This window comes from Arthrobacter sp. NPDC080073 (genome assembly GCF_040686575.1).
GTDB lineage: Bacteria > Actinomycetota > Actinomycetes > Actinomycetales > Micrococcaceae > Arthrobacter.
On the sequence record NZ_JBFBKR010000005.1, the window covers coordinates 102471 to 117922 of the forward strand.

Annotated in this window: 14 protein-coding genes; 5 read left to right on the forward strand and 9 right to left on the reverse strand. The window is 60.9% G+C overall.

Annotated elements, in window-relative coordinates:
- Nucleotides 1-65 precede the first annotated feature (65 nt).
- From AB0O52_RS08145 to AB0O52_RS08155, 3 genes are all read left to right on the forward strand, one after another.
- Nucleotides 66-1007, forward strand: coding sequence for a sugar ABC transporter permease (locus AB0O52_RS08145; protein ID WP_364535906.1), 942 nt, complete (start codon nt 66-68; stop codon nt 1005-1007).
- Nucleotides 997-1875, forward strand: coding sequence for a carbohydrate ABC transporter permease (locus AB0O52_RS08150; protein WP_364535909.1), 879 nt, complete (start codon nt 997-999; stop codon nt 1873-1875). Before AB0O52_RS08145 ends, AB0O52_RS08150 begins: the two co-directional genes overlap by 11 nt.
- Before the next feature lie 71 nt (nt 1876-1946).
- Nucleotides 1947-3317, forward strand: a complete 1371-nt coding sequence (locus AB0O52_RS08155) for an alpha-L-fucosidase (protein WP_364535912.1) — start codon at nt 1947-1949, stop codon at nt 3315-3317.
- Between the two features lie 98 nt (nt 3318-3415).
- Here the strand turns inward: AB0O52_RS08155 and AB0O52_RS08160 are convergent, their stop codons facing one another.
- From AB0O52_RS08160 to AB0O52_RS08190, 7 genes are all read right to left on the reverse strand, one after another.
- Nucleotides 3416-4312, reverse strand: a complete 897-nt coding sequence (locus tag AB0O52_RS08160) for a 2-hydroxy-3-oxopropionate reductase (RefSeq protein WP_364535915.1) — start codon at nt 4310-4312, stop codon at nt 3416-3418.
- A gap of 48 nt (nt 4313-4360) precedes the next feature.
- The gene (locus AB0O52_RS08165) at nt 4361-5317 is read right to left on the reverse strand and encodes a 2-hydroxyacid dehydrogenase (protein WP_364535918.1); all 957 of its coding nucleotides are present in this window, start codon (nt 5315-5317) and stop codon (nt 4361-4363) included.
- Nucleotides 5318-5320: 3 nt separating this feature from the next.
- Nucleotides 5321-6751 carry an amidohydrolase family protein gene (locus AB0O52_RS08170; protein ID WP_364535921.1) on the reverse strand — a complete coding sequence of 477 codons (1431 nt, stop codon included), beginning with the start codon at nt 6749-6751 and terminating at the stop codon, nt 5321-5323.
- Nucleotides 6752-6797: 46 nt separating this feature from the next.
- Nucleotides 6798-7643 carry a hypothetical protein gene (locus AB0O52_RS08175; RefSeq protein ID WP_364535924.1) on the reverse strand — a complete coding sequence of 282 codons (846 nt, stop codon included), beginning with the start codon at nt 7641-7643 and terminating at the stop codon, nt 6798-6800.
- Nucleotides 7644-7762: 119 nt separating this feature from the next.
- Nucleotides 7763-9382 carry an ABC transporter permease subunit gene (locus tag AB0O52_RS08180; protein ID WP_364535927.1) on the reverse strand — a complete coding sequence of 540 codons (1620 nt, stop codon included), beginning with the start codon at nt 9380-9382 and terminating at the stop codon, nt 7763-7765.
- 31 nt (nt 9383-9413) lie between these two features.
- A complete protein-coding gene (locus AB0O52_RS08185; RefSeq protein WP_364535930.1) occupies nt 9414-10232 on the reverse strand; it encodes an ABC transporter ATP-binding protein in 819 nt (272 codons plus the stop codon).
- Nucleotides 10233-10235: 3 nt separating this feature from the next.
- Nucleotides 10236-11354, reverse strand: coding sequence for an ABC transporter substrate-binding protein (locus tag AB0O52_RS08190; RefSeq protein ID WP_364535933.1), 1119 nt, complete (start codon nt 11352-11354; stop codon nt 10236-10238).
- Between the two features lie 420 nt (nt 11355-11774).
- On the opposite strand from AB0O52_RS08190, the gene AB0O52_RS08195 reads away from it, so the two are divergent.
- A complete protein-coding gene (locus AB0O52_RS08195) occupies nt 11775-12791 on the forward strand; it encodes a LacI family DNA-binding transcriptional regulator (protein ID WP_364535936.1) in 1017 nt (338 codons plus the stop codon).
- Nucleotides 12792-12822: 31 nt separating this feature from the next.
- Here the strand turns inward: AB0O52_RS08195 and mgrA are convergent, their stop codons facing one another.
- Nucleotides 12823-13869, reverse strand: a complete 1047-nt coding sequence (gene mgrA / locus AB0O52_RS08200; protein ID WP_364535939.1) for an L-glyceraldehyde 3-phosphate reductase — start codon at nt 13867-13869, stop codon at nt 12823-12825.
- Between the two features lie 4 nt (nt 13870-13873).
- Nucleotides 13874-14302: a hypothetical protein gene (locus tag AB0O52_RS08205; protein ID WP_364535942.1), complete on the reverse strand. Its 429-nt coding sequence runs from the start codon at nt 14300-14302 to the stop codon at nt 13874-13876.
- 308 nt (nt 14303-14610) lie between these two features.
- Between AB0O52_RS08205 and AB0O52_RS08210 the strand changes: the two genes are divergently transcribed.
- Nucleotides 14611-15318, forward strand: coding sequence for a FadR/GntR family transcriptional regulator (locus AB0O52_RS08210; protein WP_364536355.1), 708 nt, complete (start codon nt 14611-14613; stop codon nt 15316-15318).
- Nucleotides 15319-15452: the final 134 nt, after the last annotated feature.

Below are 15452 nucleotides of genomic sequence, written 5' to 3' on the forward strand. Positions count from 1 at the left end.
GCGGGTTACCGCGGGCCGGCATAGCCAACCGCCCTGGTCCATCCATGATGCGTTAGGTCCATTTCATGATTGTTCTGCCTGAAGTAAACAGCGAAGCCGTGGCCGCAGCGCCAGCCGCTCCGCCCGAACGAATCCAAAGCCGCGCACAGGGTCGGCTGGCAGCTCTGTATCTCGCCCCGGGGATGCTCGGATTCCTCATTTTCATCATCATCCCGTTGGTCGCGTCGTTGGTTATCAGCTTGTACAAGTGGCCCCTGTTCGGGGAACCGGAGTTTGTGGGTTTTGACAACTACGCATCGCTTTTCAGTTCGGATCCGGTCTTTTGGACCGTGCTGCGAAACACGCTCGTCTTTGCTGTCTGCTACACGGTTCTAAACCTCGGGATTTCCCTCGGACTTGCCACCTGGTTGCATCACATTGGCAAATGGGGGCCCTTTTTCCGGGTGTTGTTCTTCATTCCCGTTGTTACGCCGATGACGGCCAATGCGTTGGTTTGGCGGTTGATGCTTAGTGACAACGGTGTTGTGAACTCGGGACTGGCAGGAATGGGCATACACGGACCGTCATGGCTCAGTGACAGCAACCTTGCCATGGCTTCCCTGATCGCTATGTCGCTATGGCAGGGGATCGGCTACAACATCTTCGTCCTGGGAGCGGGGCTGAGTAACATCTCACCTGGCCTGCTCGAAGCCGCGACGATCGATGGTGCGGGGCCATGGCAGCGTTTCTACCGGATTGTCTTCCCCATGCTGTCACCGACGCTGTTCTTCTGCACCGTCATGACGATCATCGGCTCCTTCAAGGTCTTCACCCAGCCGTACCTGCTTACCCTTGGTGGCCCGGGGGAGTCGACGAACACCATCGTGCTCTACCTGTACCGCAACGGCTTCTCCTTCGACAAGATGGGCTATGCCTCGTCGCTGGCCTGGATCCTGTTCGTGATCGTCATGCTGATCACGGCCCTGCAATTTTCCCAGCAAAAGAGGTGGGTCAACTATGACAACTGACACCCTGACACGAACCGCCCCCCACACGGGCAAGCGCGATCGTAGCCGAGGACGCAGAGGGCGGATCGTCAGCCGGACCGCAATGATCGTCGTCGCCCTGGGATTCATTTTCCCGTTCATCTGGATGCTGGCAACATCCTTGAAATCCACCGAGGAAGTCTTTTCCACCGGTGCCAGTTTCCTGGGATCACACCTGGAGTGGTCGAACTACAACACGGCATGGACGGTCATCCCCTTCGGCCGGATCATCGTGAACAGCTTCATTGTGGCTCTCGCCGGGGCCCTGCTGACCACGACCGTTTCACTGCTCTCCGCTTATGCCTTCGCACGGTTCCGGTTCCGCTTTCGGGACAGGCTCTTCCTGCTATTCCTCGGCACTCTCGTACTGCCGCATGAGGTACTCGTCATCCCTCTGTACATCATGATGAACAAGCTGGGCCTGGTGAACTCACTGGTTGCCTTGATCGTGCCGTTCGCCTTCGGCGCCTTCGGAGCTTTTCTGATCCGCCAATTCCTGCTGACCCTGCCACTGGACTACGAGGAAGCCGCCCGCATCGACGGCGCAGGTTCCTTCCGCATCCTGTGGAGCATCATCCTCCCACTCGTGCAGGCCCCGCTCGCCGTCGTCGGCGTCTTCAGTTTCATTGACTACTGGGGCAGTTTCCTATGGCCCCTGATTGTGATTAATGACAACACCCAGGGCACTATCCCGCTCGGCCTGTCAATGTTCTCCGGCGAACGGGGCACCGACTGGGGCCCCCTCATGGCAGCGTCCACACTGGCCGTGCTGCCTAGCCTGGTCGTCGTCATCGTCCTGCAGAAACAACTCGTCAAGGGCATCAGTATGGGCGGCTTGGGAGGCCGCTGAGCCCGCCCGGGTCCGCCCCCAAGACGTAAAGAAGTTTGCTCACTGTCTCACCAACAACGAATCGGAGTCTGATGTCTCAGCCCAGCACGTCCACAGAAACCCAGCCAGCTGCCCCGGAAGAATGGGCCCAGCTAAAAAGGGAGCTGCCCGAATGGTTCCGCAACGCACCCTTCGGTATCTTCATCCATTGGGGAGCCTACTCAGTCCCGGCTTGGGCCGAACCCATTGGCGCCCTGGGAACCATAAAGGACCCACGCGAGTGGTTCACGCACAATGCCTACGCCGAGTGGTACATGAACACCATCCGAATTGATGGAAGCCCGGCACAGAAGCACCATCGGGAACTACATGGCGGCATTCCCTACGACGAGTTGCTTGACCAGTGGCACGCCGAAAATTTTGACCCTGCCAGCTGGGCCGAATTGTTCAAGGAAGCCGGCGCCGACTACGTAATACCAACCACCAAACACCATGATGGCATCGGCCTATGGGATGCGCCGGGAACGAACGGACGCAACGTGGTGCACCGCGGCCCGAAGCGGGACCTGATTGGCGCCATTGCCGGCGCGGTCAAAGAACGGGGCATGCACTTGGGCCTCTACTACTCCGGAGGACTGGACTGGCACGTCCGCCCCTTCCCGCCGCATATGAGCTCGGACAGCGTCCACGACACCGACCGGCCGAGGGACCCCGAGTACGCCCAATACGCCTACGACCACGTGGCCGACCTGATTGAGCGGTACCGGCCGGAAATCCTCTGGAATGACATCGAATGGCCCGACGCCGGGAAGCACTTTGGACCGGGCGGTCTGGGCACACTGTTCAAGGAGTTTTATGCCGCCTGTCCGACGGGCGTAGTCAACGACCGGTGGGGCAGTGCCACGCACCAGGACTACGGCACCAGCGAGTACGAAGCCCACAAGGATGCAGAGTCGTTTGACGCGTGGGAGAACTGCCGGGGCATAGGCTTCTCGTTCGGGTACAACCAAGTTGAAGGAGCGGAACAGTCGCTGACCGGCAAACAGCTTGCCCGCCAGCTGGTCGACGTTGTTTCGCGCGGTGGACGCTTTCTGCTCAATGTGGGGCCGAAGGCGGATGGCACCATCCCGGCGATCCAACGTCAGTCCCTCACGGAGCTGGGTGCCTGGATGGCCACCGGAAAACAGTATCTGGTTGGCGCCACTCCGTTGGATCCCGCCGTTGCCGTGCCCGCGGACGAACCCTGGATCCGTTGGATTGACCGCGGAACCGAAATCGTCGCTTTCGTCGATTCCCTCGATGAAAGCACGACGGCAACCGATTTGGCACCCACTGGAGTGCGCCTGGAAGATGCCACCGTTGAAGGCTCGGGCGCTACCATCACCCATGACGGCCGCACGCTTCATGTACAGCTCTTAGCCGAGCGCGTGGGTCCGGCCGTCATCCGGATTCCACGGACATAGAAGTCCACTGTTTCCCGCAACCTCGCTAACGAAGTGCCGCTCCAGGATTGATTCTGGAGCGGCACTTTTCTGCCAGGAGAAGATGGACGGCCGGGTGTTCAACCAGCGGAGCGGCCGGACAGCCCCTCAACGAGGAGCATCAGGGCTGAATGATCCAAGGAACCGTGCCCCTGGGCGCGCACCGCCCCCATCAACTGCGCCGCCATGGCACCCAGCGGGATGGCGACGCCGGCCTCGCGGGCTGCGGCGGTGACAATGCCCAGGTCTTTGTGATGCAGATCCACGCGGAAGCCCGGCTCGAATTTGCGGGCGATCATCGAGGTGGCCTTGCGGTCCAGAACCCGGCTGCCGGCCAGACCACCGGCGAGAACCTTGATGGCGGCCTGAGTGTCTACCGAGTGCGCCTCAAGGAAGACCAGTGCCTCGGCCAGCAGCTCAATGGTGCCCGCAACGATAAGCTGGTTGGTCGCCTTCACAGTCTGCCCGGAGCCGGACGGACCAACGTGAACCACGGTGCTGCCAATGGCCTCAAGAACCGGCCGAACGGCGTCGACGTCGGCGGTTTCGCCGCCGACCATGATGGAGAGATTGCCTTCGACGGCGCCTGTCTCGCCGCCGGAAACAGGGGCATCCAGAGCCTTGATGCCGGCTTTCTGCGCCGCCGCGGCCAACTGGACGCTGACATCGGGTCGGATGGTGCTGCAGTCAACCCAGTAGGCACCCCTTTGGGCATTGGCAAAGACGCCGTCCGGGCCGCTGACGACCGCCTCGACGTCCTGGGAGTCCGGCACCATCGTGATGATGACGTCGGCGTCCTTGACGGCTTCGGCGGTGCCGGGAGCGCCGGCGCCCCCGGCACTGACCAACTGGTCGATCTTACCCTGGCTGCGGTTGAATCCCGTGACTTGATGGCCGGCCTTGAGCAGGTTGACGGCCATCGGCAGGCCCATGATTCCCAGTCCGATCACGGCGACTTTCCGGGGAACAGCATTCATTTTTCGTGTCCATTTCCTAAAGCGTTTGCTAGTACTTAGAGTTCTCCGTTACGCGAAAGGTCCGCGCTGTACTAGGTTGTCCGGGACCTTGCCCCGCGCGAACGCCTCCATCTGCTTCTTAAGGAGCTTGACCACTCTCGGGTAGAACGCTGAAGTGTTTCCGCCAATATGCGGGGTGATCAAGGCATTCTCGGCAGTCCACAAGGGGTGATCGGCCGGTATCGGCTCAGGATCGAAGACATCGATGGCACACTTGAGTCTGCCCTTCACCACTTCCGCCGTCAGGGCGTCGGAGTCGACGACCGCCCCGCGTGCAACGTTGACAACGAGAGCGCCTGCAGGCAGCGCGGCAAGGACGTGGGCGTTGATCAAGTGGTGGGTCTGCTCAGTCAAAGGAGTGATCACAACCATGACTTCCGCCGTGGCAGCCAACGCAACGAGTTCCTGCGCGCCGTGAATGTGGCCGTCGGCATCGTCCCGGGCGGAACTACCGACCCGGGTCAGTTCAACCTCGAAAGGCTGCAGACGGCGGGCAATTTCCCTGCCGATTCCTCCGACTCCAACGAGTAGGATTTTACGGTCCGCGAGCGAGAGATGCCGCTGCGGCCGCCATGCACCCTCTTGTTGGTCGCGCACTGCAGCGTCGATGCCACGAAGCGACGCCAGGATGAGCCCGATCGCCAATTCGGCCGTAGCAGCCGCGTGGACGCCGCTGGCCGATGCGACGGCAACTGTCTCACCCACTGCCTCACGCACACCGTCGTAACCGGTGGATTGCGTCTGGACGAGTTTGAGATGGGGCACACGGCCTAGTTCCCCAAGCACCTCAGCGGCGTTGATATACGGCAGAACGACCGCATCGACGTCGTCGAGGTCAACTCCGACGGGCGCACTGCGAAGGTCCCACACCGTTCCCCGCATCCCTTCCGGCAATGGTTCCAAAGCCGCCAGCAGTTCCTTGTCAGGAAATGTGACGGTACTGATGATCTGCGAATCATTTGTCATCGATTAACCAATGCTCCCGACCAAATCGGCGTCGGGCCCCTGGACTCCAGCCACATCCCTCCGGAACCGGTCGTTGATGATTTCTCCACGGAAATCTTCGTTGGGGAAAACGCCGTCCCTGAAGACCACTGTTCCGCCAACAACCGTGGCGGAGGGCCAGGTCTTGAGGACGTATCCGTCGTAGGGCGAGTAATCCACGGCTGAGTGCAGTTCATTCGCCCGAACCACCCGTTCACCCTCGTCGAGAATGACCAGGTCCGCGTCGGCTCCAATGGAGACATGGCCCTTGTTTGGCAGGTTGAATCGGCGTGCCGCATTCGTGGACGTGAGCTCGATAGCACGCTCCATGCTCATCCCGTGCTCATAAACAAGGTGAGTGAGCAACAGGGGAAGCATCAAAGCGATGCCCGGCAATCCGGGGCGGGCAGTCACCCAGTCGGTTTTCGCGGCACTCGGCCAGACATTGTGGTCCGAGCCAAAGAAGTCGATCTCGCCGTTCAACACGGCGTCCGTGATTGCAGCTGCCAGTTCGGGGTCGCGAAGGGGAGGGGCTACTTTGCCCTCCGGGCCAATGCCGGAGCTGGTTGTCAGGAGCATGTAGTGCACGCAGGACTCGAGTGCGGCATCGCTATAGCCCGCGGCCCGTCGAGCGCGGATCGCCTCGAGGCTCGAGACGTGGACAATCGTGACCGGACAGTTCGCCTTTTCGGCCAGGTAGAGGGCGGTCCACGCGGCGTCGCCTTCGGCCTCGGTTGGCCGGGACCGTTCCCATGAGGCCAGCGAGGTCATTCCCGTCGAAATCTCGTGTTGCATGCAGTGATCAACGATGTCACCGTCCTCGGCGTGCACCAGCGCCTGTACCCCGTGCCGAGCAATCTCGCGGAAGGCCATTCTCATTTGGGCGTGGTTGAGGCTGCCGATGCCGCCCAGGGCGGCTGCCTCTTCGCCGCGATAGGGCATGAACAACTTGAATGTTGTGACGCCTTCGGCGACCGCCTGCGGGATCTCAGCGACCTGTTCCATGTTCATGACGTAGCCATGGAAGAGGACGTTCATCATGCTCTGCTGACCGGCCGCGCGGAGACCCTCACGGTATGCCTCCAGCATTGAGCCCAGTCCGAATTGCGCGTAGTTCAAGGCTGTGGTGCACCCACCCGCGAGTGCTCCCTTGGATTCCACCGCGAAGTTGTCGTCAGGGCCGAAGCCCGGCAGGTCATTGTATTCCGGAGCCCGCTGGTTAATGTGGGAGTGAGTGTCGATGGCACCTGGTATCACCCAGCGGCCGGCGGCATCCAACGTCTCGGCGGCAGTGCCGAGGTCCTCCGCCTGGCCGGTGAGGGCGACGATGACTCCGTCCCGGACTCCGATGTTGTACAGTTCCTGGTCGTCCGTGTTAAGGCGTGCATTTTTGATGATGAGCTGTAGTTCGGTCATGCTCTGTTCTCTCTTTCGAGTCTTTAGTTTGCCGGGCGGTGGAGGATTACTCTTTGTTCAGCCAGTTGTCCTCCAGATAATCCGGGCTGACGTAGCCCCTGGACAGCTGCTCACGGTGCCATCCTTCCCGCAGGTCCTCGGGGAGGGCGCGATACTCGCGCCACAGCAGGCCAATCGCCACAGCGGCATACAACTGGTAGTCAATGATCCGTTTCAGTGCTTCAGGATCGTTCAACAGCTGCCGAGCCTCCGGAGCCGTCAGTGTTCGCCCGGAGAGCGCCGCGAAATCCTCAAAGGCGCCGCTTTCCGTGAGGCCGATCTGTTCCAGGCTCGGCCGCCCTTCCGGGCGCCCGTCTACGTAGGTCACTAATTGGTCGTAGAGGTCAAACCATCCGGACCGTTCGGGCTCATCCAGCCACAGGGCCGCGTAGAACAACATGAGGGCGTGGTGCCGGATCATGCTGTAGTTCCCTTGGACTGTGCCCAGCTGAATCTGGAGAACGTCGTTGGTCAAAGACATTTCGGGCCGACTCGTACCACTCAAGAGGCTCCGGAGCTCGGGACGCAATTCGAAGACAGGCCCATAGGTGAGGTCCAGCAATTGCAGAAAAAACGCTGCGTCGGGAAGGTGGTTCACTACCCGTGGCTCGCTGCTGTTATCGAGCCAAGCGAGCATGAAGTTCCCGTACAGCCGCTCACTTTCCTTTTCAACAACCTGGGGAACAACGGTCGCCGGGTCCGCTACAGGTCCGGCCAGTTCAAGCATCGGGATCGAAAGACGCCGACCCTTGTCGACCCAAGTGGACGCGAGTTCAGCCGTGACCGGAGTCGGGTGTTTCCAGCGCCCCTCTTCAAGATCGTCCTCGCGGACCGCTTCGGAATGCCTGTTCATTTGAATCCTTCCGTTCGGGACCGTGACATTAATTCGGCGGATGCTGCCGGCGCGGACCGCTGCGGTCCCTCAGTTGTCGCGCAAAACATCGACATGCATCCACTGTTCAAGGGCCTTGATTACTGGGTGATACGTGTCAGCAGCGCCGACTCCACGCGCGATAGCAGCATGTACAGCAGCGCCGTAACCCCGCTGAGGACCGCCAATGCAGTCCACAGGGTCACATATTCGGAATTTCCAATGCTGGTCGCGACCGTGTAGCCAATCCCATCGCCTGTTGCCAGGATCTCAACGAGGACGGCGCCAAGAATGGAGCCCGGAATCGCCACCCGGGCGCTCGCGGCCAGGGCTGGAATGGCGTAGGCCAAACGGACGCTGAAGAGCGAGCGAACCCAGCCGACGGCATATACGTGCATCAACTCGGTTGCGGGTTTCGGCACAGCGCGTAACGCCGCCAAGACGATCACCAGCGTCGGCACGAAGGTGACCGCGCCGGCGAGCACTGCCACCGTCATGACGCCCCGCCCGAAGACGAGGGCGATGATGGGAGTCATTGCGACAAGCGGTACGGCACGGATGGTCATGACCACCGGCAGGAACATGCCCTCGACCAGTGAAGAGTTGAGGAAGATAACTGCCGCAATGAGCGCTGCGACGGTGCCGGCAACATAGCCGATGGAGGCGTCGCTCAGTGTCTTTGCCAACCCGGAGAAGATCACGCCTCGATTTGCCGCCGCATCCGGGCCGGCGGTGAGATACGTCCATACCTGGTCTGGAGTCTTGGCGAGGTAAGGGTCAAGGCCTGACCCGCGCACCAGTGCGAACCACAGAAGAACCACCGCCACGAGGGACGCAATCGTACGCCCGACAGCCAAAGTCACCTGCTTGGTGCCCTTCGACCGGACCGTCGCGGAGATGCCGAATTCTGTCGATGTAGCGGTGTACGCGAGACGGTGGGCGATTGCACCGATCAAAAGGTAAGTTACGGTGGAAAGAGCCGTCGCCTCGACCGCTACCGCCCAGGCCCGTGCCTCGTTCAGTGACTGCTGAGCCTGCACCATGACGACGCCGAGTCCCTGGTCCCCGCCAAGATACTCCCCGATCATGGCGCCAACCACCGCAGCAGGTGCAGCCAGGCTGAGCGCGGCGGCTATTTCAGGCACCGCCGCGCGAACGCGTACACGTGCCAGAGCAAATGCCCGGGATCCACCAGAGACGTGGACGAATTCCAAGGCTGACTTGGGCCCGCCCTCCAGGCCCACCAGTGCCCCGAGCAGTGTCGGGAAGAACACTGACAGCCCCGCCATGCTGACCTTCGCCCCGTCCGGGGAAGACAGCACGATCAACAGCGGCGCGATGGCAATGGTAGGAGTGGAATACGTGGCCATTGCCAGCCGCGTCAAGATGTTCTTCAATCGAGGCAAGAGCAGGCAAACGGCGGCAACACCCAGCGCTGCGAGGTTTCCCCAAAAGAATCCACGGCCCGCTTCCCCAAGGGTGGTCATCACACCGTCAAAATAGAAGCCGTCGGCGACCATGGTGCCAACTACGTCCTGTACGGTCGGCACGATGTGCTTACCCGCCGCGATAGTTCGCGCGATGAGTTCCCAACCCACGAGCAGCGCGGCAAGCCCCGCCATCGGCGGCAACCAGCCTCTCAAGCGGTTCTTTAGCCTGGACGCAGGGGGCTGGCGCGCGGGCGCCGGCGCGGACGTGCTTACAGCACTGGATGTTGCCACGAGGTTCCTTTCGCTAAGAGCACTGACGGCATCAGGCGTCGACTTTGGCGGCATGCCGGTCCCCGCGCGGGCTGGACTCTCCCGTGAAAAGAAGTCCACTCAGCCGGTCGGCGATCTTATGGAACTCGGGTGAGCGCAGCATGTCGGGGGTACGGGGCCTTGGCAGATCGATGTCAATCTTCTCGACGACGTGTCCGGGACGTGGTGCCATTACGGCCACAGAGTCGGAAAGGAAGACAGCCTCGGCGATCGAGTGCGTGACCAGTACCGTCGTGGTCCTGCGCGCCGTCCATACCCGGAGCAACTCAAGGTTCAGCCTTTGCCTGGTCATTTCGTCCAAGGCACCGAAAGGCTCATCCAACAGCAGGACCTGGGGCTCGTGAATGAGCGCTCTGGCGATTGCAACCCGCTGACGCATTCCGCCGGACAACTGTGCGGGCTTTGCCTTCTCAAAGCCGGTCAGGCCGACGAGCGAGATAATGTCCCGCAGGTCATTTTCTTCCGGCTTTCGACCGGCCGCCTGGATGGGAAGCTTGATGTTTTCTTCCACCGTGCGCCATGGCAATAGCGCCGCATCCTGGAAAGCGATGCCGAGATGGTGGTTCTTCCGGGCGACCGAGGGAGCTTCGCCGTGAACAAGGACCTGGCCATTGGTCGGTTCGTCCAGGTCCGCCAAGATGCGCAGCATCGTGGACTTGCCGCAACCGCTTGGGCCCAGCAGCGACAGGAATCCTCCGAGCGGGACCTCCAGATTCACTCCGGAGAGCGCCAGGACCTCCCTGCCACGAACGGCGAACTTCTTGGAGACGTCGCGAATGCTGACGCCCGCATTTCCGGGTGTGGTGCCCATGGGTCAGACCGTGGCCTTTCCTTTGTATACGTCATTCAGGACATCAAGGGTGAACATGTCCTTCGTCGCCTCGACGCCGCCGAGCTTTAGCGAGTTGACCGTGCCGTTGATAAGTGTGTCGGTCATCCAGAAAAGCCCGTGAGTCTTCGTGTCGGGCGTGACGACCAGATCAACTTCCGATTTCATCGCCAACACCTGTTGGCTCACGTCGAGCTTGAGGTCCTTGCCGTAGTTGTTGACCGCCAGGTCGGCCGCCTTGTCCACACTGGCAACGGCATCCAGCCAGCCCTTCGATTCGCCCTGCATCAGTGCCACGATCTGCGCCCGTTTCGCGGTGTCCTGCAGATTCGACTTCTTCACGATGTAGGCCTCCTCCATGAGGGGGTAGTTGAAGTTGTCAAACAGCAGGTTGTAGGGTTCGACTCCTTTGATGCGCAGGAAATTGGGCTCGTTGCTGTAGAAGCCCATGATGCCGTCGAGTTCACCGGTCACCAGCGGTGTGGGGTCGGACTGCAGCGGCACGATCGTGAACGTGGATTTGTCGATCTTGTTGGCCGTGAGGAAGGCCGTAAAGACCGGAAGGTCCAGGGCCTGTACCCCGATCTTCTTACCGGCAAGTTCCTGCGGCGTCTTGATAGGCGCAGCCGCACGGGAGATCAGGACGAAGGGGTTCTTCTGGAAACCCGCGCCGATGATCTGCAGGTCAGCGCCGTTGATGATGGCCTTTACGGCCTGCGCCGTGTGGGTTATGCCCACCAGCGCCTTACCCGATTGGACAACCGGCTCCACTGTCAGGTTGGGTCCACCGGCCATCAGGTTGACGTTCAGGCCCAGGTTCTTCCAGTACCCGTTCTGGTCGGCAAAGAAGCTACCGGCGAACTGGACGTTCTTGATGAATACCAGCTGCAGACCCACTGTCCCGCTGGCAGCGCCGGAAGAAGCGGTGCTGGATGCAGTCGTCGCCGATCCACAGGCGGCTAACAGCGCCCCGCCAGCAACCGCCAACGCCCCCGCCCCTACCCCCCGCAACAGGTGTCGTCGGGACATGGCAGCGGGCGGCAACGCGGACATAAGATTGGCCTCCGCACTGGAGGCGACGGACGCATCATTTGTTTTAATCACGGAACTATCCTTTTCATCGGAAAAACCGGGTGGAATTATGTCTAGGAGAAAATTGACAATTGATGTTCATGGCGAACATTTCAGCGACGGAGTTATTACCCATGGGGATTGGCAGCGCATCAACCAATTGTGGGGAGCTGCTCGCACCCCATGGGTTACCGTTTATGGCAGCCGAGGGCCGGAATCGATATCCGCTACGGGCCGCGGATCTATACGTTTAGATTTACGATAGGAGCGAACTTGGAGACGTGTCAATATGATGTGATCCGGATTTGCGTCAAGGCCGGAAAGTTAACACGGCCGCAACAATTCGTGCTTAAACTCGTAACAAGCGGCCGGTCGTCCCGTGCTCTAGGCTTGGATCCATAAGGGGGCCGCGAGTTTGGTGCGGGTTCGCGGAATACACGATAGGAGTAACGGATGATCACCCAAGAGGAGGTCGCGCGAGAGGCCGGTACGTCCACAGCGGTTGTTAGCTATGTGGTCAACAACGGGCCGCGAAAGGTTTCCGAGGCAACGCGGAAGCGCGTTTTGGATGCCGTGGAGAGACTGGGCTATCGCCCGAATGCGGTAGCGCGGTCACTGCGCTCTGCGTCAAGCACGACCCTAGGGCTGATCGCTGCCGACATCACGAACCCCTATTGCGGCGAAGTTGCCCAAGCCGTCGAAACCTCCGCGCTCGAACGCGGATACAGCCTTCTTCTTGGCAACGCAATGCAGAACGATGAGCGACAGGCAAAGCATCTGCGCACTTTTATCGAGCAGCAGGTCAAGGGGATCATCTTCGCGGGTAGCTCGGTGACGAACGAGGCATTTCTTCCCGCAACAATGGCAGCGCTGAAGGGCAACAAGACCCCCGTCGTCTTCCTGGACCGATCGGCCAGCGAAGTCTGGGGCACCTCAATCATTGTCGACAATAGAGCGGGTGCTTTTGCCGGCACGACGCACCTACTCGACCACGGGCACACCGAAGTGGCGAGCTTCAGCGGTCCTCTCGGGCTGTCGGCCGTCAGAGAACGCCAAGAAGGCTGGGAGCAGGCTCTGATCGCGCGGGGAATCGACCCGGCCGGTCAGCTGAAAGTTCAGAGCAGTTTTGATCGCTATGACGCTTTCCGGGTTGCCAAGATGCTCTTGGCAACCCGGAAACGGCCGCGAGCCATGTTCGTGCACAGTGACGAGCAGGCAATCGGAATACTGCATGCCGCAGCGGAGGCCCGGGTCCGAGTCCCGGAGGACGTCGCCGTGGTTTCGTTCGACGGGATCCGCGAGGCAGGCATTATCTCCCCGGGGCTAACGACCGTGCAGCAGCCGATCGCTCGGGCGGGCTCCCTCGCGGTTGACCTGCTTCTCCGGGCGAGGCCGGGCGAAGCGATGGAACTCCAGAGCGAGATGCTCCCTGTGGAACTGATCATCCGCCACAGCTGCGGCTGCGGTTAAGGTTAAGAGAGCCCTTCAGAGAGGGGTGCTGCTATGCCTGGAGTGCCTTGGCCCAGAGGTTGATGTCGGATTCGACGGCAAATTCGTCAATTCTGTCCAGCTCATCATTGGTGAAGTCCGGACCTGAGATTGCCGCCAGGTTGTCTTCGAGTTGCCGGACGCTGCTGGCACCGATCAGGGCCGATGTGACGGGTATTCCCTTGTTTTGTGGACGCAGAACCCAGCTTATGGCCATCTGGGCCAGGGTCTGCCCACGCTGCGTCGCGATCTCGCTGAGGCCCCGGATCCGGGTCAGGTTCTCCTCAGAGAGTTGCGTGTCCACCAGTGACTTGCCTGCGGCAGCGCGGGAGTCCTCCGGGACGCCATGTAGGTACCGCGTGGTCAGCAAACCCTGCGCGAGGGGCGAGAACGCGATGGCGCCCGCGCCCACCTGCTCAAGGGTCTGGAACAAGTTGGGTTCGCCCTGTTCGGTCCAACGGTTGAGCATTGAGTACGAGGGCTGGTGGATCAGCAGCGGTGTTCCAAGGTCCCGAAGGATGGCAGCTGCCTCGAGCGTCTTGTCCGGGGAGTAGGAGGAAATGCCCGCGTACAGCGCCCTGCCCGAGCGGACCGCGGTGTCGAGCGCTCCCATGGTCTCCTCAAGGGGAGTGTGCGGGTCCGGTCGGTGGCTATAGAAGATATCCACGTAGTCCAGGCCCATGCGTTCCAGGGACTGGTCCAGGCTCGAGAGGAGGTATTTCCTGGATCCCCATTCGCCATACGGGCCAGGCCACATGTGGTATCCCGCCTTGGTGGAGATGACGAGCTCGTCGCGGTAGGGCTTGAAGTCGTCCCTGAGGTGGCGGCCAAAATTGGTTTCGGCACTGCCGCTGGGCGGACCATAGTTATTGGCCAGGTCAAAGTGTGTGACGCCGAGCTCGAAAGCGCGGCGAAGGATGGCCCGTTGCGTCTCAAAGGGCTTGTCGTCGCCAAAGTTGTGCCAGAGGCCCAAGGAGACCGCTGGAAGCTTCAGCCCGCTTCGGCCGACCCTTCGGTACGGCATGGAATCATAACGGTCCTGCGCCGGAATGTAGATCAAGGGTTCAGTTTCCTTCGGTTGTTGTTTTGCACTTGCGGTTCTTGTTTGTCGTTTTGTTGGCGTAAGCAGTGGCGGGGGCTTCGTCCAGAACCATGAGACTGATCCCGTCTCCAGCGTGCACCATCCGACGCCCGCGGCCACTGTCGAGCCAGACCCAAGCTGTAGTCCCATCTGCCGAGACCATGTCCAACCAGCCCCGGGCAATCATGCGGCCCCGGCTAATGAGGCCAACGTAGTTTCCCACCAAGAGCTGCACCAGCAGCGAGGAGCCCAGCACCTCGATCCCGCCAAATACACGGACAAAATCTTCCCCCGGACCGCTTGGCTCCCGGGTTTCGATTTTGACTTTCCGAGTGCTGTTCGGGGCATTCAAAACGGTGCTGACAGCACCGCCTGCTATGGCGGCGACATCGCTCGTGCCAGATATAGACATCGTTGGTTCCTAGGATTGGTTTCGCTTTGTAGGAAATGGGGGAGTCCAGGGCGAACAACCGGCTTGGGCGTCAATGACGGGGTCTTGAGCCGATGGACTGGATGGCCTTGCATCCGTGCCGATTGCTTCGCGCGTGCTCTCGCCACCAATAGCTTAGGTCTCGTGCGATCACCTCGAATGCGATGATCGTGGCCCTGTCGAACCTAGGATCGCGAGCCCCACCGAAGAGTTGCCGGCGCGATTCCCCCGAAGTTCCCGGGCGCTTCTGTAATGTTGGGAGTTGAGACCGAATGAAGGCGGGATGGACCTTGGGCCGCAAGACACTTGTTGACGATGTGGTCGACGGGCTTTTGGATGACATCCTTGAGGGCAAGCTTGGGCCTAATGATGTCCTCCCCAGCGAGTTGGAGATAGCCGAGCTTTACGGCGTCAGTCGGCTCACCGTGCGTGAGGCGCTGAAGGTGCTGCGGGCACAAAACATCTTGTATGTGAAGGCCGGCCGCGGCACGTTCGTCAACCCACCGGAGACCTGGACGGGACTCGGTGCGATCTTCCGGGCTGCCTCACGCGGCAGTAGCGCGGAGCAGGTGGCGGCCGGGCTCATCGAGGTGCGTCGCATGGTGGAGACGGGGGCGGCCGGGCTTGCGGCAAAGCGGCATTCTCCCGAGGACGTGGAACGGATGAGGCAGTGCATCCACGACATGAAACTCTCGCGCGCCGCTGGCGATCTGGACCGGTTCGTTGCGGCCGACATTGGATTCCACGACGCCGTGCTTAGGGCCTCGGGCAATCCGTTTGTCCGTGCGCTCCTCGCCCAGCTCGGTCAGCTCTTGTACACGGCCCGGCGGGAAACTTCTGCCGTTCCGGAGATTCAGCTCCACGCCATCTACTTCCATCAGCGCGTGCTGGATAGCATCCTCACCGGTGACGCTGAGCTCTCAAGGCAAATCATGGATGAGCACATGGACCAGACGTTCGAAGACTACGAACGTTACGTGCACAGCGCCAAGCCCTGAGGCAGGCAGCAGCTTCTCATTGCCAAGCTGAGTTGCAGAAGTGGCATTTCGATCCGGCCCTTGACGCCTCTTCCATGCCATCGTATTCTTTCTGTCAGATCAGATGTCTGACATCTGACATTGAATGAATGTCT

Coding starts and splice junctions, on each gene's coding strand:
- AB0O52_RS08145 (WP_364535906.1), top strand. CDS start 66: ATGATTGTTCTGCCTGAAGTAAACAGCGAAGCCGTGGCCGCAGCGCCA.
- AB0O52_RS08150 (WP_364535909.1), top strand. CDS start 997: ATGACAACTGACACCCTGACACGAACCGCCCCCCACACGGGCAAGCGC.
- AB0O52_RS08155 (WP_364535912.1), top strand. CDS start 1,947: ATGTCTCAGCCCAGCACGTCCACAGAAACCCAGCCAGCTGCCCCGGAA.
- AB0O52_RS08160 (WP_364535915.1), bottom strand. CDS start 4,312: ATGAATGCTGTTCCCCGGAAAGTCGCCGTGATCGGACTGGGAATCATG.
- AB0O52_RS08165 (WP_364535918.1), bottom strand. CDS start 5,317: ATGACAAATGATTCGCAGATCATCAGTACCGTCACATTTCCTGACAAG.
- AB0O52_RS08170 (WP_364535921.1), bottom strand. CDS start 6,751: ATGACCGAACTACAGCTCATCATCAAAAATGCACGCCTTAACACGGAC.
- AB0O52_RS08175 (WP_364535924.1), bottom strand. CDS start 7,643: ATGAACAGGCATTCCGAAGCGGTCCGCGAGGACGATCTTGAAGAGGGG.
- AB0O52_RS08185 (WP_364535930.1), bottom strand. CDS start 10,232: ATGGGCACCACACCCGGAAATGCGGGCGTCAGCATTCGCGACGTCTCC.
- AB0O52_RS08195 (WP_364535936.1), top strand. CDS start 11,775: ATGATCACCCAAGAGGAGGTCGCGCGAGAGGCCGGTACGTCCACAGCG.
- AB0O52_RS08205 (WP_364535942.1), bottom strand. CDS start 14,302: ATGTCTATATCTGGCACGAGCGATGTCGCCGCCATAGCAGGCGGTGCT.